Origin of the sequence: Plantactinospora sp. B6F1 (assembly GCF_040120695.1) — a bacterium.
Lineage (GTDB): Bacteria > Actinomycetota > Actinomycetes > Mycobacteriales > Micromonosporaceae > Plantactinospora.
Window position 1 is genome coordinate 67,957 of the sequence record NZ_JBEEAC010000020.1, and the last position, 22,077, is coordinate 90,033.

Annotated in this window: 18 protein-coding genes and 1 tRNA gene; 14 read left to right on the plus strand and 5 right to left on the minus strand. The window is 71.0% G+C overall.

Going from position 1 to position 22,077, the window contains the following annotated elements:
- Positions 1-41 precede the first annotated feature (41 nt).
- From ABNF97_RS23390 to ABNF97_RS23400, 3 genes are all read left to right on the plus strand, one after another.
- Positions 42-1,796 carry a serine hydrolase gene (locus ABNF97_RS23390; protein WP_349339809.1) on the plus strand — a complete coding sequence of 585 codons (1,755 nt, stop codon included), beginning with the start codon at positions 42-44 and terminating at the stop codon, positions 1,794-1,796.
- A gap of 34 nt (positions 1,797-1,830) precedes the next feature.
- Complete coding sequence (locus ABNF97_RS23395) at positions 1,831-3,066, plus strand: ArgE/DapE family deacylase (protein ID WP_207230379.1); 1,236 nt, start codon at positions 1,831-1,833, stop codon at positions 3,064-3,066.
- A gap of 200 nt (positions 3,067-3,266) precedes the next feature.
- Positions 3,267-3,974, plus strand: a complete 708-nt coding sequence (locus ABNF97_RS23400; RefSeq protein WP_349339810.1) for an alpha/beta hydrolase — start codon at positions 3,267-3,269, stop codon at positions 3,972-3,974.
- Positions 3,975-4,034: 60 nt separating this feature from the next.
- On the opposite strand, the gene ABNF97_RS23405 is transcribed toward ABNF97_RS23400, so the two are convergent.
- Positions 4,035-4,108 (minus strand) — tRNA-Leu (locus tag ABNF97_RS23405).
- Positions 4,109-4,194: 86 nt separating this feature from the next.
- Between ABNF97_RS23405 and ABNF97_RS23410 the strand changes: the two genes are divergently transcribed.
- The 8 genes from ABNF97_RS23410 to polA all read left to right on the plus strand — a co-directional run bounded on the left by ABNF97_RS23410 (position 4,195) and on the right by polA (position 14,164).
- On the plus strand, positions 4,195-4,815 hold the full coding sequence (locus tag ABNF97_RS23410; protein ID WP_130460574.1) for a response regulator: 621 nt from the start codon (positions 4,195-4,197) through the stop codon (positions 4,813-4,815).
- 41 nt (positions 4,816-4,856) lie between these two features.
- Positions 4,857-6,170 (plus strand): hypothetical protein, encoded by a 1,314-nt coding sequence (locus ABNF97_RS23415; protein ID WP_349339811.1) that lies wholly within the window; start codon positions 4,857-4,859, stop codon positions 6,168-6,170.
- A 224-nt stretch (positions 6,171-6,394) separates the two neighbouring features.
- Positions 6,395-7,552, plus strand: a complete 1,158-nt coding sequence (locus ABNF97_RS23420) for an ABC transporter substrate-binding protein (protein WP_130460572.1) — start codon at positions 6,395-6,397, stop codon at positions 7,550-7,552.
- A 63-nt stretch (positions 7,553-7,615) separates the two neighbouring features.
- On the plus strand, positions 7,616-8,557 hold the full coding sequence (locus ABNF97_RS23425; protein WP_130460571.1) for an ABC transporter permease subunit: 942 nt from the start codon (positions 7,616-7,618) through the stop codon (positions 8,555-8,557).
- On the plus strand, positions 8,554-9,699 hold the full coding sequence (locus ABNF97_RS23430; RefSeq protein ID WP_130460570.1) for an ABC transporter permease subunit: 1,146 nt from the start codon (positions 8,554-8,556) through the stop codon (positions 9,697-9,699). The genes ABNF97_RS23425 and ABNF97_RS23430 overlap by 4 nt, the downstream gene beginning before the upstream one ends.
- Complete coding sequence (locus tag ABNF97_RS23435) at positions 9,692-10,618, plus strand: ATP-binding cassette domain-containing protein (protein WP_130460569.1); 927 nt, start codon at positions 9,692-9,694, stop codon at positions 10,616-10,618. The genes ABNF97_RS23430 and ABNF97_RS23435 overlap by 8 nt, the downstream gene beginning before the upstream one ends.
- Positions 10,608-11,318, plus strand: coding sequence for an ATP-binding cassette domain-containing protein (locus tag ABNF97_RS23440; RefSeq protein ID WP_130460568.1), 711 nt, complete (start codon positions 10,608-10,610; stop codon positions 11,316-11,318). The genes ABNF97_RS23435 and ABNF97_RS23440 overlap by 11 nt, the downstream gene beginning before the upstream one ends.
- A gap of 158 nt (positions 11,319-11,476) precedes the next feature.
- The gene (gene polA / locus ABNF97_RS23445; protein WP_130460567.1) at positions 11,477-14,164 is read left to right on the plus strand and encodes a DNA polymerase I; all 2,688 of its coding nucleotides are present in this window, start codon (positions 11,477-11,479) and stop codon (positions 14,162-14,164) included.
- A gap of 134 nt (positions 14,165-14,298) precedes the next feature.
- Here the strand turns inward: polA and ABNF97_RS23450 are convergent, their stop codons facing one another.
- From ABNF97_RS23450 to ABNF97_RS23465, 4 genes are read right to left on the minus strand one after another with little or no spacing between them, the layout of a single operon-like run.
- Positions 14,299-14,733 (minus strand): DUF3140 domain-containing protein, encoded by a 435-nt coding sequence (locus ABNF97_RS23450; RefSeq protein WP_130460566.1) that lies wholly within the window; start codon positions 14,731-14,733, stop codon positions 14,299-14,301.
- Positions 14,726-14,938 (minus strand): HVA1 family protein, encoded by a 213-nt coding sequence (locus ABNF97_RS23455; protein ID WP_130460565.1) that lies wholly within the window; start codon positions 14,936-14,938, stop codon positions 14,726-14,728. The genes ABNF97_RS23450 and ABNF97_RS23455 overlap by 8 nt, the downstream gene beginning before the upstream one ends.
- Before the next feature lie 59 nt (positions 14,939-14,997).
- Positions 14,998-15,474 (minus strand): Uma2 family endonuclease, encoded by a 477-nt coding sequence (locus tag ABNF97_RS23460; protein ID WP_349339812.1) that lies wholly within the window; start codon positions 15,472-15,474, stop codon positions 14,998-15,000.
- 28 nt (positions 15,475-15,502) lie between these two features.
- Positions 15,503-16,351, minus strand: a complete 849-nt coding sequence (locus ABNF97_RS23465) for a class I SAM-dependent methyltransferase (RefSeq protein ID WP_349339813.1) — start codon at positions 16,349-16,351, stop codon at positions 15,503-15,505.
- A gap of 330 nt (positions 16,352-16,681) precedes the next feature.
- Between ABNF97_RS23465 and rpsA the strand changes: the two genes are divergently transcribed.
- The 3 genes from rpsA to uvrB all read left to right on the plus strand — a co-directional run bounded on the left by rpsA (position 16,682) and on the right by uvrB (position 22,014).
- Positions 16,682-18,190 carry a 30S ribosomal protein S1 gene (gene rpsA / locus ABNF97_RS23470; RefSeq protein ID WP_130460563.1) on the plus strand — a complete coding sequence of 503 codons (1,509 nt, stop codon included), beginning with the start codon at positions 16,682-16,684 and terminating at the stop codon, positions 18,188-18,190.
- 211 nt (positions 18,191-18,401) lie between these two features.
- Positions 18,402-19,601 (plus strand): dephospho-CoA kinase, encoded by a 1,200-nt coding sequence (gene coaE, locus ABNF97_RS23475; RefSeq protein WP_130460562.1) that lies wholly within the window; start codon positions 18,402-18,404, stop codon positions 19,599-19,601.
- A 301-nt stretch (positions 19,602-19,902) separates the two neighbouring features.
- Positions 19,903-22,014 (plus strand): excinuclease ABC subunit UvrB, encoded by a 2,112-nt coding sequence (gene uvrB, locus ABNF97_RS23480; RefSeq protein WP_130460561.1) that lies wholly within the window; start codon positions 19,903-19,905, stop codon positions 22,012-22,014.
- Positions 22,015-22,077: the final 63 nt, after the last annotated feature.

Consider the following 22,077-nt stretch of genomic DNA (forward strand, 5'->3'; position numbering starts at 1 on the left):
CGACGATGCGCCGGGACCCACCGGTGGGTTGGGGTGAGACCATGAGCAGCGATCTGGGAGCGGAGCGGCGCGGGACGACCGGCGATCCGCGCGGCGCCGTCCGGGTGCCGCCGGGGCTGCCTGCCGAGCTGTCCGAGCTGGTCGAGGCCGAGCGGGCCCGGTTCGGGGTGCCGGGCTGCGCCGTACTGGTGGTGGCGGGCGGCCGGGTCGTGCTCAACGCCGGCTTCGGCGTCCGCGACCTGGCGAGCCGCCGGCCGGTCACGCCGGACACCCTGTTCCCGATCGCCTCGGCGACGAAGACCTTCACCGCGGCGCTCTGCGCGCTGCTGGTCGACCGGGGCCTGCTCTCCTGGGACCAGCCGGTGCGCGACCACCTGCCCGACTTCCGGCTGCACGACCAGATCGCCACCGCCCAGGTCACCCTCGCCGACCTGCTCAGTCACCGGTCCGGCCTGCCCCGCCACGACATCCTCTGGTACGCCGCCCGGGAGGAGGCCGGCCGCGTCGACATGCTGGCCGCGTTACGTCACCTGGACCCGGCCGGCGGGCTGCGCCACGCGTGGCGGTACAACAACCTGCTCTACGCCGCCGCCGGGGAGGCGGCCGCGCGGGCGGCCGGCCGGTCCTACGAGGCGGCGGTACGCGAGTTGCTACTCGATCCGTTGGGCATGCACCGGAGCACGTTCGCCATCGATGACCTGGCCGCCGACGAGGACGCCGCCCAGCCGTACGCGACAGCCGGGCCGGACGGACCGCTCGGGCCGGTGCCGTACACCCGGCTGGACCTGATCGCTCCGGCCGGCGGCCTCAACTCCTGCCTGACCGACCTCGCCCGGTGGCTGCCGACCCTGCTCGGCACCCGCGTCGACGGACATGATCCGCTGCTGCCGCCGAGCGCGCTGGCCCGGATGCGCACCCCGGCGGTACCGCTGCCGGACCGCTCCTCGCTCGCGGTCGGCCGGCCCGTCGGCTACGGCCTGGGGCTGATCGTGGAGGACTACCGCGGCCACCGGCTGACCCACCACGGCGGCAACATCGACGGCTTCGCCAGCCAGGTCAGCACGATTCCGGAGGCCGGCTGCGGGGTCGTGGTGCTGACCAACCGGGACGGTTCGGCGCTGCGCGACGCGCTGCCGTGCCTGATCTACGACCGGCTGCTCGACCTGCCGCCCCGGCCGCACGGCGAAACGGCGCTGGCCCGGCAGACCGCGCTCGACCGGGGCCGGGTCCAGGCCCGGGAGCGCACCGCGGCGCCCCGGCCCGGCCTGCCACCGGTCCGGCCGCTGACCGACTACGTCGGCGACTACCGGCACCCCGGGTACGGGAAGCTGACCGTGACCGCCGACGGCAACGGCCTGGCCGCCACCTACCGGGGGCTGGCCGGCCCGCTGACGCACCGGCACCTGGAGGTGTTCAACCTGGTGCTGCACCTGGGCGGGGAGTGCACGCTGCTGCCGGTGCAGTTCCAGCACGACGTGCACGGCGACGTCAGTGCCGCCCTCCTGGCGGCGGAGCCGGCGGTCGAGGCGGTCCGGTTCACCCGGGTACCGGAGACCGCCCACCTGACCGACGCGGTACTGGACGGCCTCACCGGTGACTACCGGCTCGGCCCGCTGGAGGCGGAGGTACGGCGCGGCGGCGACGGCCGGCTGACGCTGCTGCTCGTCGAGGGTGACGTCGTCGACCTGACCCCGGTGCACGGGTTGGTCTTCGCCATCGGCGGAGGCGGTGCCCGGGTCGAGTTCACCGAGGACGGCCGGCTGCTCACCCCGATCGGGGACCTCGCACGGCGGTAGGTTGGCCGCCTGGGGGCGGTGGTGAGGAGGCAGCGTGACCGGATGGGACGAACTGGACGCCGCGATCGACGACGACGGCGTGGTCGGCGACCTCGGCAGGCTGGTCGCCTGCCCGAGCCTCGGCGGGGCGGAGGACGCGGCACTGCGACTGGTGGCGGACCTGGCCGACCGGATGGGCCTGCGGGTGGACCTGCGCGCCGAGGACCTGGCCGAGTTGCGCCGCGCGCCCGGCTATCCGGGCGAGGAGGTGGAACGCGACAGCCTGCACACCCTGACCGTCACCGCGCCCGGTCGGCACCCGGACGCGCCCCGGCTGGTGTTCAACGGCCACGTCGACGTGGTGCCGCCGGGCACCGCGCCGTGGTCGCACCCGCCGTTTCGCCCGCGGGTCTCGGACGGCCGGCTGTACGGGCGGGGTGCCGCCGACATGAAGGGTGGCGTGGTGGCGGCGCTGCACGCGCTGGCCGCCGTTCACGCGCTCGGTGGCCCGCCCGGTGACGTGGTACTGCACGCGGTGGCCGGCGAGGAGGACGGCGGCGTCGGCGCGTTCGCCACGCTGCGCCGGGACGCCGGGTACGCCGGCTGTGTCATCCCGGAACCGACCGCCGGGGCGCTGGTCTGCACGACCGCGGGCGCGCTCACCTGGCGGATGCGGATCACCGGTCGGGCCGCGCACGCCTCCCACCGGCTGGAGGGGGTCAGCTCGGTGGACCGCTACCTGCCGGTGCACGCGGCGCTGGCGGAGCTGGAGGAACGGCTCAACCGGGACGTGACGCACCCGCTGATGGGCCGGGTGGCCCTGCCCTATCCGCTGAGCGTCGGCCGGATCCAGGCCGGCGACTGGTCGTCGACGGTGCCGGACGAACTGATCTGCGAAGGTCGGCTCGGCGTGCCGGTCGGCCGCACCGTCGCCGAGGCGCGCGCCGAATTCGAGCGGGTGGTACGGGCCGCGGCCGACGGTGACGGGCCGGCACCGGAGGTGACCTGGACCGGTGGGCAGTTCGCGCCGGCCGAGACGCCGATCGACGATCCACTCACGGCGATGGCGCAAGCGGCGATCAGCGCGGTGACCGGTGTCCCGGCCCGGCTGGCGGGGGTGCCGTACGGGACCGACATGCGCCAGTACACGGCCCGTGGTATCCCTACCGTCCTTTATGGACCGGGTTCGGTGGAGCACGCGCACGCGGTGGACGAGTTCGTGCCGCTGGCCGAGGTGAGCGTCGTCACCCGGGTGCTGGCCCGGCTGGCGAGCGGCTTCGCGGCGCGGTAGCGGTGCCTGGACGGCCGGGCGGTGGCGGGAGTGTCACATCTGCCTGGCCAGGTCGGCCGCGACGTCGATGGCGATCTCGATCGCTCGGGCTGCCAGGGGGAGTGGGTGCGCCCGACCTTGCGCTCCGACGGACCGCAAGGGGAGGTTGAAAAAGGTTCAATGAGTACCGAGTAGCGACGAGCACCCCCGGGGGGTGGGCGATGAGTACCTTCGTGTTGATCCACGGCGCGGGAGACGTCGGATGGTCGTGGCACCTGGTGAAGGCCGAGCTACGGGCGCGTGGGCACCCCGTGCTGGCTCCCGACCTTCCGGGCGACGACGAGTCGAAGACCCTGGTCGACTACGCCGACGCCGTAGTCGAGGCTGTTGGTGGGAAGCGGAACCTGGTCGTGGTAGGCCACTCCTTCGGTGCCTTCACCGCCACCCTGGTCGCCGACCGGCTTCCCGTCGACATGCTGGTCCTGCTGGCCGGCATGATCCCGTCGCCGGGCGAGCCGCCCGACGAATGGTGGGCCAACACCGGCTACCAGGCCGCGGTGCAGGAGCAGGCCAAGCGTGACGATGGTGTGACCGGCAACGCCGATCCTTACGTGAGCTTCTACCACGACGTACCGCGAGAACTCGCCGAGGAGGCGATGAGCAGGGAGCGCGACCATCCATCGCCGGCCGCGACGGCCGCACCGTGGCCGTTGGACGCGTGGCCGAACGTGCCGACCAGGTTCGTGCTCTGCAGGCAGGACCGCTTCTTCCCGCCCGACTTCTTCCGCCGACTGGTGCCCGAGCGTCTGGGTATCGTCCCCGACGAGATCGCGGGCAGCCACTGCGTGGCACTCAGCCGTCCCGGGGAGGTGGCCGACATGTTGGCGGCGTACGCGGCCACGGCGTCTCCGACGAGGATCGAGCAGTGAACGCCCGGCGCGTTCGGCAACGCTGGGTGGAACCTTCTGAGTGCCTCGGGTGGTTCTGAGTGCCCCCGGTGGGATTCGAACCCACACTGTCGATCTTTTGAGAATCGCGCCTCTGCCGGTTGGGCTACAGGGGCCTGGCGTCGATAAGACTACCCACTACGCTGAGGACGGCGACACCCGGCTGGGCAGGTGTCGGAAACGTAGTTGGGGGTAGGGGCTCGTGGCCGACATTCAGGCTGGTGCCGAGCGTAGGCGGGTGTTGATCGCCGAGGACGAGGCGCTCATCCGGCTGGACCTGGCCGAGATGCTGGTCGAGGAGGGCTACGACGTGGTGGGGGAGGCGGGCGACGGCGAGACCGCGGTGCGCCTCGCCGAGGAGTTGAAGCCCGACCTCGTCATCCTCGACATCAAGATGCCGATCATGGACGGGCTGGCCGCGGCGGAGCGGATCGCCGGCGGTCGGATCGCCCCGGTCGTCATCCTGACCGCTTTCAGTCAGCGTGACCTTGTCGAGCGGGCCAGGGCGGCCGGTGCGATGGCGTACCTGGTCAAGCCCTTCCAGAAGAGCGACCTGGTGCCGGCGATCGAGATCGCGCTGTCCCGCTACTCGGAGATCGCCGCCCTGGAGGCCGAGGTGGCCGGCCTGACCGACCGTCTGGAGATCCGCAAGACGGTGGAGCGGGCCAAGGGCGCCCTGATGACGACGTACGGGATGACCGAGCCGCAGGCGTTCAAGTGGATCCAGCGCACCGCGATGGACCACCGGATGACGATGCGCGAGGTCGCCGAGCGGATCCTGGCCGAGGGGACCGACGCCGAACAGCCGACCGAGGCCGGCTGACCGGGCCGGTCCGGCGGGCGCCCGGTGCCTAGGATCGGGCCATGTCGCGCTTGGGCCGGCTCGGCCCCCCGGGATGCCGTCGCCTCCTCGCCGGTCTGCTGGCGGTGCCACTGCTCGCCGGCTGTGACTCGCCGGAGCCCGACCGGACGGTCCGGCCGGAGTGGCAGCCGCTGAGCCTGCCGGCCCCGGCCGGCGCCACCGGACGGCTGGTGGTCCGCGACGTCGCGACCTGTGCCGGTCGCTGGTACGCGGTCGGCGCGTTCGCCACCCCGGCCGAGGGCGTCCGGGACGGCGACACCCGGCCGGCCGCCTGGACCAGCGCCGACGGCCTGTCCTGGACGCCGCTGCGGCTGACGCCCCGGACCTACTACGGGCAACGCGCACTGCTCTACTCCGTCGCCTGCCGGGACGGCCGGGTCGCGGTGATCGGGGCGAAGCGGGGCGGCGCGCACGCGAACCCGAGGGTCGGCACGTGGCACCTGGCCTCCGACGGCTCCCTGGTCGAGGTGACCGCGCCGTTCGAGCTGTACGGCGGGCCGCAGGCGGTGGACGTGGCCCGGGTGTCGGCGGGTCCGGGCGGCTTCCTGATCGCCGGCAACCGGATGAGCGGCGCCGCCGTCTGGCGGTCCGCGGACGCCGGCCGCTTCGACATCGTCGAGGCGGCCCCGGGACTGGCCAGTGACGCCCGGGGCGAGACGTGGGCGTTCGACGGGGTTGCCACCCCGTCCGGATGGCTGCTGGTCGGCGGGATCGTCCGCGCCGGGCGTACCGACCGGGATCCGCTCGCCTGGACCTCGTCGGACGGGCTGGGCTGGCGGCGACTCGAACCGCCGGCCACCGCCGAGTACGAGGAACTCCAGCGGGTGGTGCTGCTGGACGGCACGCCGGTGGCGGTCGGGCTGCGCGGCGCCGGTTTCGGCGCCTGGCGCGGAGCCGGTGCGACCACTCCGACCGCTCCGACCACCGGGCCGGTTGGCCCGGGCGACCCGACCGCTCCGACCGCCGGGCCGGGTGGTCCGGGCGCCTCCTCGTCGGCCGGTGACGGCGGGTCCGCCGGTTGGGTCGCGGTGGGGCGGTTCGGCGCGGCCGACCGGAACGGCATTCCCCGGATCCGGTCGCTCACGGTGGCCGGTGGTCGCCTGCTGGTCGCCACCTCCGACGGGATCAAACACGCTCTGTGGTCATCTGATGACGGTGGGGTGACCTGGCGGGCCGTGTCGTCGCCGGTGGCGATGCCGGCCGGGGTCTATCAGGACGTGGTGCTGCGAGGGGACGAACGCCGTCTGGTGCTCGTGGTGGACGACGGGGAGCAGAGCCGGCTGTGGTGGTCGGAACCGGTGGTGACGATCGGATAAGGGGTGCTCGGGCCATTGGATGTTACGGCGCCCGGGCTGGTTGCACTCTTGTTCGTAACGGTTTGGCAAGCCCACCCTTTTGGTCTTCCGGGACGGATTATGCCTCCAGTACGCTGCGCCATCACGAGCCGTAGCGCAGGTGTGCGGTTGTTGTCGGGCGACGGCGGTGTGCGCGCATTGTCGTCACCGATGCCGCGTCCTGCATCTGGAGGAGGTCAAAAGCCGTGAGGCGAAAGAATGTACGGGCCGTCGGTACCGCCGCGGTGGCGGTGGTGGCGATGCTCGCCGCAGCGGGTTGCCAGGACAGCGGCGGCAGCACCGCAGGGGGCGACGACAAGCAGTGTGGCAAGATCGCCATCTTCGGCGCCTTCACCGGTCCGAACGCCGGCCTGGTGATCCCGTCGCTGAACGGCGCCAAGCTGGCCGTCAAGGAGCACAACGCGGCGAACCCCGACTGCCAGGTGACGCTTCAGGAGTTCGACACCCAGGGCAACGCCGACCAGGCGACCCCGATCGCCAGCCAGGTCGCCCAGGACTCGTCCTTCACCTCCGTGATCGGCGGCCACTTCTCGGCCGAGACCAAGGCGACGATGGGCACCTACGAGGCGGCCGGTCTGGTCATGGTCAGCCCCTCGGCCACCGCCGCCGAGCTGACCACGCTGGGCAACAAGAGCTTCTTCCGGGTCGTCGGCAACGACAGCACCCAGGGCGGCGCCGCCGTCACCTACATCCGTGACGTGCTTGCGGCCAAGAAGGTCTTCGCGATCGACGACGGCCAGACCTACGGCGCGGGCATCATCAACGAGGTGAAGAAGGGCCTCGGCCCGCTGGTCGTGGCCGAGGACCGGGTCCAGACGGACCAGCAGAACTTCGACGCCACCATCTCGAAGATCAAGTCGGCGAACCCGGACGTGATCGCGTACGCCGGCTACACCAACGAGGCCGCGCCGCTGCTCAAGCAGGCTCGGGCCGCGGGCGTGACCGCCAAGTTCCTCGGCTTCGACGGTCTCTACGACCCCCAGTTCCCGGCGGGTGCCGGCCAGTCCGCCGCCGAGGGCGCGATCGTGACCTGCCCCTGCCTCCCGGCCGACAAGGCCGGCGGCACCTTCTCCGCCGACTACGAGAAGGAGTACGGCATTCCCCCGGGCTCCTACGGTGCTGAGGGCTACGACGGCGCGAAGATCCTCCTCGACGGTTACGCGGCCGGCAAGCGCTCCCGCGCCGAAATGATCGAGTGGGTCCGCGGCTACGACAAGCAGGGCGTCTCGAAGTACCTCAAGTTCGACGCCAGCGGTGACGTGGACCGGTCGCGCGTGGTGATCTGGGCGTACGAGGTCAAGGGCGGTCAGATCGTGGCCCAGCAGGAGATCAAGCTCAGCTGAGCCAGCAACCGTGGTGCGGCCGGGGGGATCCCCCGGCCGCACTCGGTGTACAAGGGAGACTTCGTGAACTTCGATGAACTCTTCGGGCATCTTGGCCAGCACACCGTCGACGGTTTGGCAAAGGGCTCGATCTATGCGCTCGTGGCGCTCGGCTACACCCTCGTCTACGGCGTGCTTCGGCTGATCAACTTTGCCCACTCCGAGGTCTTCATGGTGGGCACCTTCGCGGTCCTCGGCGTCTGGGGCCTGCTCGGCGCCACCGACGGGCCGTCGCTCGGCATGATCCTCCTGCTGGTCCTCGCCGGCCTGGCGGCCGGAGCGTTGGCGTCCGGCGCCACCGCCGTCGCCGTGGAACTGGTGGCCTACCGCCGGCTCCGACGGATGAACGCCCCACCACTGATCTTCCTGATCACCGCGATCGGCCTGTCGCTGGTCATCTCCGAGGCGTTCGGCGTCTGGCAGGGCCGCATCGTCAAAGGCATGCCGACCGTCATCGTGCAGGAGGTCTGGCTGACGATCGGCAACACGCGGATCACCAACACCCAGGTGATCACCGTGGTCGCCGCGTTGCTGATGATGGCCGCGCTCGACCAGTTCATCAACCGCACCCGGTACGGTCGAGGCGTGCGTGCGGTCGCGCAGAACCCGGACACCGCCGCGCTGATGGGTGTCAACAAGGACCGGGTGATCCTGCTGATCTTCCTGGTCGGCGGCGTGCTGGCCGGCGCGGCGGCGCTGCTCTACAGCATCCGGTACGGCAACACCCGGTTCAACGTCGGCTTCCTGCTCGGCCTCAAGGCGTTCACCGCCGCGGTGCTCGGTGGCATCGGCAACCTGCGCGGCGCCCTGCTCGGCGGCCTGCTGCTGGGCGTGGTCGAGGTGTACGCGGCCACCCTCACCTCCTCCAACTGGGAGGACGTCGCCGCGTTCGTGATCCTGGTCGTCGTGCTGCTGTTCCGGCCGACCGGCCTGCTCGGAGAGTCGTTGGGGAGGGCACGGGCATGACCGACACCATCCGGAACCTGACGGGTCGGGTGAGCGGCGCGACCGGCCAGATCGGTGACCGGTTCCGCGCGATGCCCAAATGGCAGCGGGTCCTGGCCTTCCTGGCCTTCGTGGCCTTCCTCTACTACCTGCCGCTGCTCGGCATCCCCGGGCTCATCTGGCTGCGTACCGACTCGATCGAGAACGGCAACAACTGGGCCGGTGTGCTCTTCACCTGCGCCATCTACGTCCTCATCGCGATCGGACTGAACGTGGTGGTCGGCCTGGCCGGCCTGCTCGACCTCGGGTACGTCGGCTTCTACGCCATCGGCGCGTACTCCGTCGCATTGTTCGGCTCGAAGCAGTCGCCGGTGGTGAAGGCGCTGCAGAGCCAGTTCGGGCTCTCCGAGAACTGGTCGGTGGCCTGGGCGATCTGCATCCCGCTGGCGATCACGCTGACGATGATCTCCGGGGTGATCCTCGGCTGGCCGACGCTGCGACTGCGCGGCGACTACCTGGCCATCGTCACCCTCGGCTTCGGCGAGATCATCCGGATCATTGCCCGCAACGTCGACTGGACCGGCGGCCCGCAGGGTATCGCGGAGATTCCGGGTCCGCAGGGTGAGCCCTCCCCGGACAACAAGATCTTCGGCCTGATCGATGTCAAGCCGTGGTACTGGCTGGCGCTCACCGTGGTCATCGCGATGGTCTTCGTGGTGCGCGGGCTGGAGAACAGCCGGGTCGGCCGGGCCTGGGTGGCGATCCGCGAGGACGAGGACGCGGCCGCGGTGATGGGCGTCTACGGCTTCAAGTACAAGCTCTGGGCGTTCGCCATGGGCGCCGCGCTCGGCGGCATGTCCGGATTCCTGTACGCCAGCCGTAACGCGTTCATCGAACCCAACCAGTTCAACGCACTGCTCTCGATCCTCTTCGTCGCGATGGTGGTCGTCGGCGGTGCCGGCAACACAGCCGGGGTGGCGCTCGGCGCGTTCCTGGTGGCGTACCTGCCGGAGCGGTTCCGGGACTTCGCCGAGTACCGCTACCTGGTCTTCGGCGCGGCACTGGTGCTGATCATGCTGCTCCGGCCGCAGGGTCTGATCCCCAGCCGCCGGCGCAGCCGCGAGCTGCAGGACCGCAGGAAGGAGGCGTCCGTCAATGCCTGAGGACGAGCTCAGGGTCAAGGGCCCGATCCCGCGGCAGCGGGAGATACTGGTCGACGTCGACCATCTCACCCTGCGCTTCGGCGGTGTGGTGGCGCTCGACGACGTCAGCTTCCAGATCTACCGGGGTGAGATCCTCGGGCTGATCGGACCGAACGGGGCCGGCAAGACCACCTGCTTCAACGCGATGACCGGGGTCTACCGTCCCAGCTCCGGACAGGTGCTCTTCGACGGGCAGCGGGTCAGCGGTCGCAAGCCGCACCAGATCAACCGGCTCGGCATCGCCCGGACCTTCCAGAACATCCGGCTCTTCCCCGAGATGACCGCGCTGGAGAACGTGATGGTGGGCACGGACTCCCAGCACTTCACCAGCGTGCCCGGGGTGCTGTTCCGGCTCTACCGGATCCGGCCGAAGCCGGAGGAACTGCCGGTCGTCGATTCGGACAACGACCTCGTCCGGGCCTGGCAGCAGGTACGGCGTACCTGCGCCAAGATCTTCGGCATCTCCCGGCACACGCTGGAGGAGCGGGCCGGCGAGCGCAAGGCGCACGAGCTGCTCCGGTTCGTCGGCATCGAGGACCGGGCCAACGAGCTGGCCCGCAACCTGCCGTACGGCTACCAGCGGCGACTGGAGATCGCCCGGGCGCTCGCCACCGAGCCGAAGCTGCTCTGCCTGGACGAGCCGGCCGCCGGCTTCAACCCGGCGGAGAAGGAGGAGCTGCTCCAGCTCATCCAGCGCATCCGCGACCTCGGTTACACGGTGCTGCTGATCGAGCACGACATGCGGCTGGTGATGGGCGTCACCGACCGGATCGTCGTACTCGAGTTCGGCAAGAAGATCGCCGAAGGGTTGCCCGCCGAGGTGCGGGAGGACCCGAAGGTGATCGCGGCTTACCTGGGAGTGCCGGCAGATGCTGCTTGAGATCGAGAACCTGACCCTGCGGTACGGCCGGATCGAGGCGCTGCACGGCATCACCATGCACGTCGACGAGGGCGAGGTCGTGGCCCTGATCGGCGCCAACGGTGCCGGCAAGACCACCACGATGCGGGCCATCTCCGGCCTGCGGCCGGTGGCCGAGGGGCGCATCCGGTTCGCCGGCGAGGACGTCACCAACCTCCGGGCCGACCTGCGGGTCGGTCGGGGCATCTGCCAGTCGCCGGAGGGTCGGGGCATCTTCCCCGGCATGACGGTGCTGGACAACCTGGACATGGGGGCGTACACCCGGCGGGACAGCGCCGGCATCGCCGCCGACCTGGAGCGGGTCTTCGGCCTCTTCCCCCGGCTCGCCGAGCGGCGCAAGCAGCAGGGCGGCACCCTCTCCGGCGGTGAGCAGCAGATGCTGGCGGTGGGGCGGGCGCTGATGAGCCGGCCGAAGCTGCTGCTGCTGGACGAGCCGTCGATGGGTCTGGCACCGATGGTGATCCAGCAGATCTTCGACATCATCACCGAGATCAACCGGCAGGGCACCACCGTGCTGCTGGTGGAGCAGAACGCCCAGCAGGCGCTCTCCCGGGCGCACCGCGGCTACGTGCTGGAGACCGGGCGGATCGTCAAGGAGGGCAGCGGGCAGGAGCTGCTGCACGACCCGGCGGTCAAGGAGGCGTACCTGGGCGTCGCCTGACCGCTGGCGAACCAGCCACCCGGAGCCCCGGCCGCCCGGCGACCGGGGCTTCCTGGTGCGCGGGCCGGTTCCGGTCGGGGCGCGGGCCGGCCGTTCCAGGACGGCGTACGACCGGCGGATGCCCGGTCTGTCGGTGGCGCCGACTAGAGTCGCCTATCGTGACAGCCTCCACGCCGCGCCTGCTCCTGCTCGACGGTCACTCCCTGGCCTATCGGGCCTTCTTCGCCCTCCCGGTGGAGAACTTCTCCACCACCACCGGCCAGCCGACCAACGCGGTCTTCGGCTTCACCTCGATGCTGATCAACGTGCTCCGGGACGAGCGGCCGACCCACATCGTCGTCGCCTTCGACGTCTCCCGCCACTCCTTCCGGACCGACCGATACGCGGAATACAAGGCCGGTCGCAGCGAGACCCCAACCGACTTCAAGGGCCAGGTGAGCCTGGTCAAGGAGGTCCTCGCGGCGCTGCGCGTCCCGGTGGTGGAGAAGCCCGGCTACGAGGCGGACGACGTGATCGCCACCCTCGCCTGCCAGGCCCGCGACGCCGGGATGGAGGTGCTGATCTGCACCGGTGACCGGGACGCCTTCCAGCTCGTCGGTGACGGGATCACCGTGCTCTACCCCCGCAAGGGCGTCTCCGACCTGGCCCGGATGGACCCGCGGGCGGTCACCGACAAGTACGGCGTCGGCCCGGAGCGATACCGGGACCTGGCCGCCCTGGTCGGGGAGAGCAGTGACAACCTGCCGGGTGTGCCGGGGGTCGGCCCGAAGACCGCCGCCAAGTGGATCAACCTGTACGGCGGCGTCGAGGGCGTGGTGGCCCGGGCCGACGAGATCAAGGGCAAGGCCGGGGAGAGCCTGCGCGAGCGGCTCGCCGACGTGATCCGGAACTACGAGATCAACTGTTTGGTGTCCGATCTCGAGTTGCCGCTGCGGCCGGAGGACACCCGCTGGCCGGGTTGGGACCGCGAGGCGGTGCACCAGGTTTTCGACACCCTTGAGTTCAGCATCCTGCGCAACCGCCTCTACCAATACCTGGAAGCGGTGGAGCCGGAGGCGGAGGCGGGATTCGACCTGGCCGGACAGGTTCTCGGCACCGGTGAGGTCGCCGGCTGGCTCGCCGAGCACGCCGGGGCCGGCACGCCGGTCGGCGTCGCGGTGGCCGGCACCTTCGGCCGGGGCACCGGCGCGCTCACCGGGCTCGCCCTGGCGACCGGCAGCGGCACCGCCGGCTGGTTCGACCCGACCGGCCTGGAGCAGGCCGACGAGGCCGCGGTCGCGGCCTGGCTGGCCGATCCGGAACGGCCCAAGGTGCTGCACGACAGCAAGCCGGCCCTGCTGGCGTTCGCCGCGCACGGTTGGGCACTGCGCGGCGTCGTCCGGGACACCGCGCTCGCCGCTTACCTGGCCCGGCCGGACCAGCGTTCCTACGACCTGGCCGACCTGGCGCTGCGCTACCTGCACCGGGAGCTTCGGGCCGACGCCCCGGAGACCGGCCAGCTCACCCTCGACGGGCTCGGCGACGACGGTGAGGTGGAGCAGAACCTCATGCTCCGGGCCCGGGCCACCCTGGATCTCGCCGAGGCGATCGCCGTCGAACTCTCCCGGGACGGCGAGCAGTCGGCCCGGCTCCTCGCCGAGGTGGAGCTGCCGCTGGTCGACGTACTGGCCGGGATGGAGCGCACCGGCATCGCCGCCGACACCGACTACCTGTCCGAGCTGGAGGCGCACTTCGCCGGTGAGGTGAAGGCGGTGGCCCAGGCGGCGTACGGCGTGGTCGGGCGGGAGTTCAACCTCGGCTCGCCGAAGCAGCTACAGGAGATCCTCTTCACCGAACTCAACCTCCCGAAGACCAAGAAGATCAAGACGGGCTACACCACCGACGCCGACGCGCTGCAGTGGCTCTACGCCCAGCAGCCGCACCCGCTGCTGGAGCACCTGCTGCGGCACCGGGACGTCGCGCGGCTCAAGTCGACAGTCGACGGCCTGCTCAAGTCGGTCTCCGACGACGGCCGGATCCACACCACCTTCCACCAGACGGTGGCGGCGACCGGCCGGCTCTCCTCGACCGACCCCAACCTGCAGAACATCCCGATCCGCACCGAGGAGGGGCGGCGGATCCGCCGGGCGTTCGTGGTGGGGGAGGGCTACGACTGCCTGCTCACCGCCGACTACAGCCAGATCGAGATGCGGATCATGGCGCACCTCTCCGGCGACACGGCGCTGATCGAGGCCTTCAACTCCGGCGCCGACTTCCACGCCGCGACCGCGTCCTCGGTCTTCGGGGTGTCGCTGGCCGAGGTGACCCCGGATCAGCGACGCAAGATCAAGGCGATGAACTACGGCCTGGCGTACGGGCTGAGCGCGTTCGGTCTCGGCCAGCAGCTCGGCATCGCCGCCGACGAGGCCCGGGCCCTGATGGAGGAGTACTTCAGCCGTTTCGGCGGGGTCCGGGACTACCTGCAGACCGTGGTCAGGAAGGCGGTGCTGGACGGCTACACCGAGACCATCCTTGGCCGGCGGCGCTACCTGCCCGACCTGGTCAGCGACAACCGGCAGCGCCGGGAGATGGCCGAGCGGATGGCGCTGAACGCCCCGATCCAGGGCTCGGCCGCCGACATCATCAAGATCGCGATGCTGCACGTCGACACCGCGCTGCGCGCCGCCGACCTGCGCTCCCGGGTGCTGCTCCAGGTGCACGACGAGCTCGTCTTCGAGGTGGCCCCGGGCGAGCGGGCCGACCTCGAGGCGCTGGTCCGGCGCGAGATGGGCGGCGCCTACCCGCTGGCCGTACCGCTGGAGGTCTCCGTCGGCGTCGGCTCGGACTGGAACAGCGCCGACCACTGATCGCGCCGGCTGCTGGTCGCGCCGACCACTGATCGCGCCGGCTGCTGGTCGCGCCGGCCGCTGATCTGCCGCCCGCTGGCGTCGGCTGCTGGTCGTGTTCGGCCGCTGGTCGCGCCGGTCGGTGTCGCGACGTCTCAGCGGCGCTGGTTCCGGCCCGAGGAGTGCTCGGCGTCCCGGTGCCGTTGCCTGGCCTTCCGGGACGGCCCGCCGACCGCCGGCAGCGGCGCCTTGAGCGGGTCGTGACCCCAGTTCATCAGCGAGTAGCGCCACCTGGTGTTGCGTACGTCGCCGGCCGGCCGCTGAGCCATGTGCCGCCGGACGTACCCGACGACCTTGCGCATGTGCGCGAAGTCGCGGTCGGTGAACTGGTTCGCCCGCTTGCGTAGCAGGTCGACGATCCGCCGCCCGGACTCGTGTCCGACGGACTCGCCGCCCCTGCCGCCCCTGCGCCAGCCCGCCGCCTTCGAGTCGTCGGTGGCCAGCCAGCGGTTCAACTCGCCAGGGTTCATGTTGACCGCGTCCCGGAACTCCCGAACGGTCTCGCGGCCGTCGTCCGGTCGGCTACTCATCGTGCAGCGCCTCCGGTTTGTGTACCGCGTCCCGACCTTCGTCGGTCCGGACCCGGTACTGCGGATTCTCCTTCGACGCGGCGACCGTACGCTTCGCGGCGTACGTCCGTTCGGTGATCTCCTCCTGGACCGTGCCGTGCGCGCTCGAACCGTGACTGCGCCAACTGACCCGGTCGCCCCTGCGTAGCTTCCTTCGCTCCGGCATACGACGGCCTACCCGATGCTTCTGCGCGATAACCGGTGAGCGGCCGGAGGGAAAGGGACTTACGGGGTGATGTCGCCGACCGCCAGCTTGATCGGGAACGGCTGGGCCAGTTCAAGCAGTTCGTCGGCCTCGGCGAGCAGTTCGTACTCCCGGTTGCCGCTGCGCCCGGGCCGGTCGGCCAGCCGGTAGGCGTGCACCCGGACCGGGTCCTGCTCCACCCGCCAGTAGCAGGCGATGCCGGCCGCCGCGTATTCCGCTTCCCGGGTGAAGTCGGTGCCGAGCGCCACCCCCACCGCCTGGGCGGCCCGCAGGTGTGCCGGCACATGCGCGCGCAACCACGACCAGAGCAGGCCGGCGATGTTCTGATGGCCCAGGGTGGGGGAGGGGACCACGCGGATGACTCCGTCGACGAGTTCGACCCGGGGGGCGTCCGGCGGCAGGTGTAGCAGGTCTTCCAGCGTGTAGCCGGCCTGGCGCTGCCGGACCGGGTCCGGCTGCCATGGCCCGGGCATCTCGGCTACCGGCTCGGCGCTCACGGGGTCAGCATAGTGAGCCGGGCCGGCGTCAGGCGGACCTGCTGTCCGGTTTGTCGCAGACGAAGATGGCGGTGCCCGGGAAGAGCCGGCCCCGCAGCGGGCTCCACTGCCCCCAGACCTGCTCGTGCCCGTCCGGCCACTCCGGCTCCAGCACGTCGCGCAGTACGAAGCCGGCGCCGACGATCTCGCGTACCCGGTCGCCGAGGGTCCGGTGCTGTTCGACGTAGGTCGGTGTGCCGGTGCGGTCCTGCTCCACGTAGGGGCGGCGGTCGAAGTAGGAGTGTATGGCGACCAGCCCGCCCTCACCCGGGTCGTCCAGGAAGATCCACCGCATCGGGTGGGTGACCGAGAACACCCACCGGCCGCCGGGACGGAGTACCCGGTACACCTCGCGCAGCGCCGCCGCCGAGTCCGTCACGAACGGGATCGCGCCGAAGGCGGTACAGACGATGTCGAAGCTGGCCGCCTGGAACGGCAGTGCGAGGGCGTCGGCCTGGACCAGCGGCACGCGTACCCCGGAGGTGGCGGCGGCGAGCGCGGCGTGCCGCAACATGCCGGCGGAGAGGTCGAGCCCGACCGGCCGGGCGCCCGCGGCGGCCAGCCAGCGGGCCGCCGCGGCGGCGCCGCAGCCGAGTTCGAGCACCCGCCGGCCGGCCAACTCGCCGAGCAGCCGGGCCTCGGCCTCGCGCAGTCCCTCCGGGCACCACACGAAGTCCACCTCGCCCAGGAAGGCGCCGTGTTCGGCCTGGTAGTCGTCGGCGTCCGCGTCCCACCAGCGGCGGTTGGCCCACCGGCTCTCCCCGTCGCTGACCGGACGTCGCAGCACTGCGGGCGGGTCGTCCTCGGCCGCCGCGTCGGTCAGGGTGTTCTCGGGCACTCCGCCACGCTAATGCCCGGCACCGGCGCCGCTACCGGCCGGGGCCCGGCCACGGAAATCTACGCCATCCGGGCGATCTTCCCGAGCAGTGGACAGCGGATCTCATCACGTGCGGGGAGGGCTTGCATGCTGTGGTAATGCGCACGGTAAGCTGTTCGATGCGCTCGCGGATCGTGTGCCTCGGCAGGGAGCAGGTCCGCGGTCGCCGGATACTTCCCAGCGGTCCGCGCAGCGACCGCCCGGAGTCTCCGGCGACGGATCCGCAGGCGTAAACGGGTCACCGCGACACAAACCTGCTGTGACATCCATCCGACCGGAGCAACCGCCCACATGACGAGCAGCATCGAGGCCCCCTCGAGCGCCACCAAGGTCACCGTCGACGACCTCGGTTCCGAGGAAGCTTTCCTCGCCGCGATCGACGAGACCATCAAGTACTTCAACGACGGCGACATTGTCGAAGGCACCGTCGTCAAGGTCGATCGGGACGAGGTCCTGCTCGACATCGGCTACAAGACCGAGGGCGTCATCCCCTCGCGCGAGTTGTCGATCAAGCACGACGTCGACCCCGCCGAGGTGGTGTCGGTCGGTGACCACATCGAGGCCCTCGTCCTCCAGAAGGAGGACAAGGAGGGGCGGCTGATCCTCTCGAAGAAGCGGGCCCAGTACGAGCGCGCCTGGGGCACGATCGAGAAGATCAAGGACGAGGACGGCGTCGTCCGCGGTTCCGTCATCGAGGTGGTCAAGGGCGGCCTCATCCTGGACATCGGGCTGCGTGGCTTCCTGCCCGCGTCCCTGGTCGAGATGCGTCGGGTGCGAGACCTCCAGCCGTACGTCGGTCGGGAGCTCGAAGCCAAGATCATTGAGCTGGACAAGAACCGCAACAACGTGGTGCTGTCCCGCCGGGCCTGGCTGGAGCAGACCCAGTCCGAGGTGCGTACCGAGTTCCTCAACAAGCTGCAGAAGGGCCAGGTCCGCAAGGGCGTCGTCTCCTCGATCGTCAACTTCGGCGCCTTCGTCGACCTCGGCGGCGTGGACGGCCTGGTGCACGTCTCCGAACTCTCCTGGAAGCACATCGACCACCCGTCCGAGGTCGTCGAGGTCGGCCAGGAGGTCGAGGTCGAGGTGCTGGACGTCGACCTCGACCGCGAGCGGGTCTCGCTGTCGCTGAAGGCGACCCAGGAGGACCCGTGGCGGCAGTTCGCCCGCACCCACGCGATCCAGCAGATCGTGCCGGGTAAGGTCACCAAGCTGGTGCCGTTCGGTGCGTTCGTCCGGGTCGACGACGGCATCGAGGGCCTGGTGCACATCTCCGAGCTGGCCGAGCGCCACGTGGAGATCCCGGAGCAGGTCGTCCAGGTCGGCTCGGACGTCATGGTCAAGGTCATCGACATCGACCTGGAGCGGCGGCGGATCTCGCTCTCGCTCAAGCAGGCCAACGAGGGCTTCGTCGAGGGCGAGGAGCACTTCGACCCCACCCTCTACGGCATGACGGCGACCTACGACAACGAGGGCAACTACATCTACCCGGAGGGCTTCGACCCGGAGACCGGGGAGTGGCTCGAGGGCTTCGACAAGCAGCGGGAGGCCTGGGAGCAGCAGTACGCCGAGGCCCGCAACCGCTGGGAGGCGCACACCAAGCAGGTGCAGAACTCCCGGGCGGCCGACGCCGAGGCAGCGGCCAACCCGGCGGCGGCGACCGCCGCCACCGGTGGCGGCGGCGGTGGCGGTACCTCGTCCACCAGCACCGCGCCGGCTCGCCAGGCGGAGGAGCCGGCCGGCACCCTCGCCACCGACGAGGCGCTCGCCGCACTGCGGGAGAAGCTCGCCGGCGGCAAGTAGTCGACACGAGGTAACACGAGGCGGAAGCCCGCTTCCAGGACCGGCGCGCCCGGCCCGGGGAAGCGGGCTTTCCCTTTTCCCGGCGGCCCCCTGCTCGCCGCGGCCTCCCTTGTCCCGGTGGTCGCGTCGCGTCGCCTCTCCTCTCCTCTCCGAACCGGTCGCGGAATCCAAAGATCTTGGCCGGTGGCCGTCGATCGGGTTGACTGGGCAGGTGCTGAAGGTTGGACTCACCGGTGGGATCGGATCGGGGAAGAGCGTCGTCGCGGCCCGGCTGGCCAGCCTCGGTGCGGTGGTGGTCGACTCCGACCGGATCGCCCGAGAGGTGGTGGAGCCCGGTACCGACGGGCTGCGCGAGGTGGTGGCCGCGTTCGGTGACCGGGTGCGTACGGAGGACGGCAGCCTGGACCGGGCGGTGCTCGGCGAGATCGTCTTTGCCGATCCGTCGGCGCGGGCCAGGCTGGAGGCGATCATCCACCCCCGGGTACGCCGGCGCAGCGCCGAACTGATCCATGGCGCCGCTCCGGACGCGATCGTGGCCAACGACGTACCGCTGTTGGTCGAGGTGGGGCTCGCCCCGACGTACCACCTGGTGCTGGTGGTACGGGCCGCCGAGGCGACCCGGGTCGAGCGGCTGGTCCGGGGCCGTGGCATGACGGCCGAGCAGGCGGAGCGGCGGATCCGGGCCCAGGCAGGCGACGAACTACGGGCGGCCGCCGCCGACGTACTGCTGGACAACGACGGTGAGCTGGCCGGGCTGCACGCCGAGGTGGACGCGCTGTGGCGGGACCGGCTGACGCCGTACGAACGGAACCTTCGGGAGCGTCGACCGGTACGGGCGAGCCGGGCCCACCTGGTCGAGCCCGATCCGAGCTGGCCGGCCCAGTACCGGCGGCTGGCAGCCCGGATCCGGCACGCCGTCGCCCCGGCCGAGGTACGTGTCGACCACGTCGGCTCGACCTCGGTGCCCGGGTTGGCGGCCAAGGACGTCGTCGACCTCCAGTTGGGCGTCGCGTCGCTGGCCGAGGCCGATGCCCTGGCCGACCGGCTCGCCGACGCCGGCTTCCCGCGCTGTCCCGGGCAGTGGTGGGACAACCCGCGCCATCCGGGCGGGGCCTCGCGGTGGGAGAAGCGCCTGCACGGCAGCGCCGACCCGGGCCGGCTGGTCAACCTGCACGTCCGGGAGATCGGCTCGCCCGGCTGGCGGTTCGCCCTGCTGATGCGTGACCACCTGCGGGTGGACCCGGAACGCCGGGCCGACTACCTGGCCGTGAAGCGGCGGCTGGCGGCGGCCGGCCCGGATCTCGCCGCCTACGCCGAGGCGAAGGAGCCCTGGTTCGATCTGGAGCACCGCCATGCCGAGGAGTGGGCGGCGGGCAGCGGTTGGCGGCCACCGCCGGAGGAGGGGTCGTGAGCGGGCGGAGGCGGGCAGCGGGTGACCGGGCAGAGACGCAAAGGGCGCTCGCGGCGGCCGGTCTGCGCTCTCGCGCGACCGCATCGGTGCGCTCGCCGGCCTGAGCCGGGGCTGCAACCCCTGCGCCGGATGCGACCCAGCCGGTGTGGCGGTTGGTGTCGCAGACCCGGTCGGCCGCCGCGAGCGGCCTACCCTAGAACGGTAGCGCGGTGATCTTTGCCACACAATGACCGTATCGAAGCCGATCGTGTACCCACCGTGGCCCGGCAGCCTGTCACACCATCGGCGTACGGTTGAGGTCATGGCGCTCGACATTCCGCGGCTCGACGGCCGCTTCCAGGTGGTCTCCGATTTCCAGCCGTCGGGTGACCAGCCGGCCGCCATCGACGACCTGGAGCGCAGGGTCCGCCGGGGCGAGCGGCACACGGTGCTGCTCGGCGCGACCGGCACCGGCAAGAGCGCGACCGCGGCCTGGCTGATCGAGCGGCTGCAGCGCCCCACCCTCGTGCTGGCGCCGAACAAGACACTCTGCGCCCAGCTCGCCAAGGAGTTCAGCGAGCTGCTGCCACGCAACGCGGTCGAATACTTCGTCTCGTACTACGACTACTACCAGCCCGAGGCGTACATCCCGCAGACCGACACCTACATCGAGAAGGACTCCTCGATCAACGAGGAGGTCGAGCGGCTGCGGCACGCGACCACGATGTCCCTGCTGACCCGCCGCGACGTGGTGGTGGTCGCCACCGTCTCGGCGATCTACGGCCTGGGCACCCCGCAGGAATATCTGGACCGGTCGGTGCGGATCCAGGTCGGCCAGGAGGTCGAGCGGGACAAGCTGCTGCGCCGGCTGGTCGACGTGCAGTACACCCGCAACGACATGGCGTTCAACCGGGGCACCTTCCGGGTCCGGGGCGACACGCTGGAGATCATTCCGGCGTACGAGGAGCTGGCGCTCCGGATCGAGTTCTTCGGCGACGAGGTGGAGAAGCTCTACTACCTGCACCCGCTGACCGGCGAGGTGGTCCGGGAGGTCGACCACCTGCTGATCTTCCCGGCCACCCACTACACCGCCGGCCCGGAGCGGATGGAGCGGGCGCTCGCCGGCATCGAGGCCGAGCTGGCCGAACGGCTGGCCGAGCTGGAGCGGCAGGGCAAGCTGCTGGAGGCGCAGCGGCTGCGGATGCGCACCAGCTACGACGTGGAGATGATGCGCCAGGTCGGCTTCTGCTCCGGCATCGAGAACTACTCGATGCACATCGACGGCCGGTCCCCGGGCAGCGCGCCGCACTGCCTGCTGGACTACTTCCCCGACGACTACCTGACGGTGGTCGACGAGTCGCACGTCACGATCCCGCAGATCGGCGGCATGTACGAGGGCGACGCCTCGCGTAAGCGGATGCTGATCGACCACGGCTTCCGGTTGCCCAGCGCCGCCGACAACCGACCGCTGCGCTTCGACGAGTTCCTGGACCGGGTCGGCCAGATGGTCTTCCTCTCCGCCACCCCCGGCCCATGGGAGCTGGAGCAGGCCCAGGGCGAGGTGGTCGAGCAGGTGATCCGGCCGACCGGTCTGGTCGACCCGGAGGTGGTGGTGAAGCCCACCAAGGGGCAGATCGACGACCTGATGCACGAGATTAAGCTGCGTACCGAGCGGGACGAGCGGGTGCTGGTCACCACGCTGACCAAGAAGATGGCCGAGGATCTCTCCGACTATCTGCTGGAGCACGGCATCCGGGTGCGCTACCTGCACTCCGAGGTCGACACGCTGCGCCGGGTGGAGCTGCTGCGCGAGCTGCGCAAGGGCGACTACGACGTACTTGTCGGGATCAACCTGCTGCGGGAGGGGCTGGACCTGCCCGAGGTGTCGCTGGTGGCGATCCTCGACGCCGACAAGGAGGGCTTCCTGCGCAGCGGTCGGTCCCTGATCCAGACCATCGGCCGGGCCGCCCGGAACGTCTCCGGCCAGGTGCACATGTACGCGGACAAGATGACCCCGTCCATGGCCGAGGCGATCGAGGAGACCAACCGGCGCCGGGCCAAGCAGGTGGCGCACAACGAGGCGCACGGGATCAGTCCGGAGCCGCTGCGCAAGAAGATCCACGACATCCTGGACGACATCTACCGGGAGGCCGAGGACACCGAGGGAGCCACCACCCGGGTCGGCGGCGCGGTGCGGCAGATGTCCCGGGGCAAGGCGCCGACCCCGGAGACCCGCAGTCGGGGCCGGGTCGGTGCCGCGCCGGCCCGGGAGGGGATGGCCCGGGCCGAGCTGGCTCAGCTCATCCAGGAACTCAACGACCAGATGCTTGCCGCCGCCCGGGAGTTGCAGTTCGAACTCGCGGCCCGGATCCGCGACGAGGTAGCCGAGTTGAAGAAGGAGCTGCGCGGCATGGACGCCGCCGGGGTGAACTGACCAGCGGTCGGGACAGGTCCGTCGGGCTGCCACCGGTGGCCGGCCCTACCGGGCGCTCCGCCG

Bases quoted from the DNA above. Each gene is read 5' to 3' on its own strand.
- ABNF97_RS23390 (WP_349339809.1), top strand. From the start codon at position 42: ATGAGCAGCGATCTGGGAGCGGAGCGGCGCGGGACGACCGGCGATCCG.
- ABNF97_RS23400 (WP_349339810.1), top strand. From the start codon at position 3,267: ATGAGTACCTTCGTGTTGATCCACGGCGCGGGAGACGTCGGATGGTCG.
- ABNF97_RS23415 (WP_349339811.1), top strand. From the start codon at position 4,857: ATGTCGCGCTTGGGCCGGCTCGGCCCCCCGGGATGCCGTCGCCTCCTC.
- ABNF97_RS23430 (WP_130460570.1), top strand. From the start codon at position 8,554: ATGACCGACACCATCCGGAACCTGACGGGTCGGGTGAGCGGCGCGACC.
- ABNF97_RS23435 (WP_130460569.1), top strand. From the start codon at position 9,692: ATGCCTGAGGACGAGCTCAGGGTCAAGGGCCCGATCCCGCGGCAGCGG.
- ABNF97_RS23440 (WP_130460568.1), top strand. From the start codon at position 10,608: ATGCTGCTTGAGATCGAGAACCTGACCCTGCGGTACGGCCGGATCGAG.
- ABNF97_RS23450 (WP_130460566.1), bottom strand. From the start codon at position 14,733: ATGAGTAGCCGACCGGACGACGGCCGCGAGACCGTTCGGGAGTTCCGG.
- ABNF97_RS23455 (WP_130460565.1), bottom strand. From the start codon at position 14,938: ATGCCGGAGCGAAGGAAGCTACGCAGGGGCGACCGGGTCAGTTGGCGC.
- rpsA (WP_130460563.1), top strand. From the start codon at position 16,682: ATGACGAGCAGCATCGAGGCCCCCTCGAGCGCCACCAAGGTCACCGTC.
- uvrB (WP_130460561.1), top strand. From the start codon at position 19,903: ATGGCGCTCGACATTCCGCGGCTCGACGGCCGCTTCCAGGTGGTCTCC.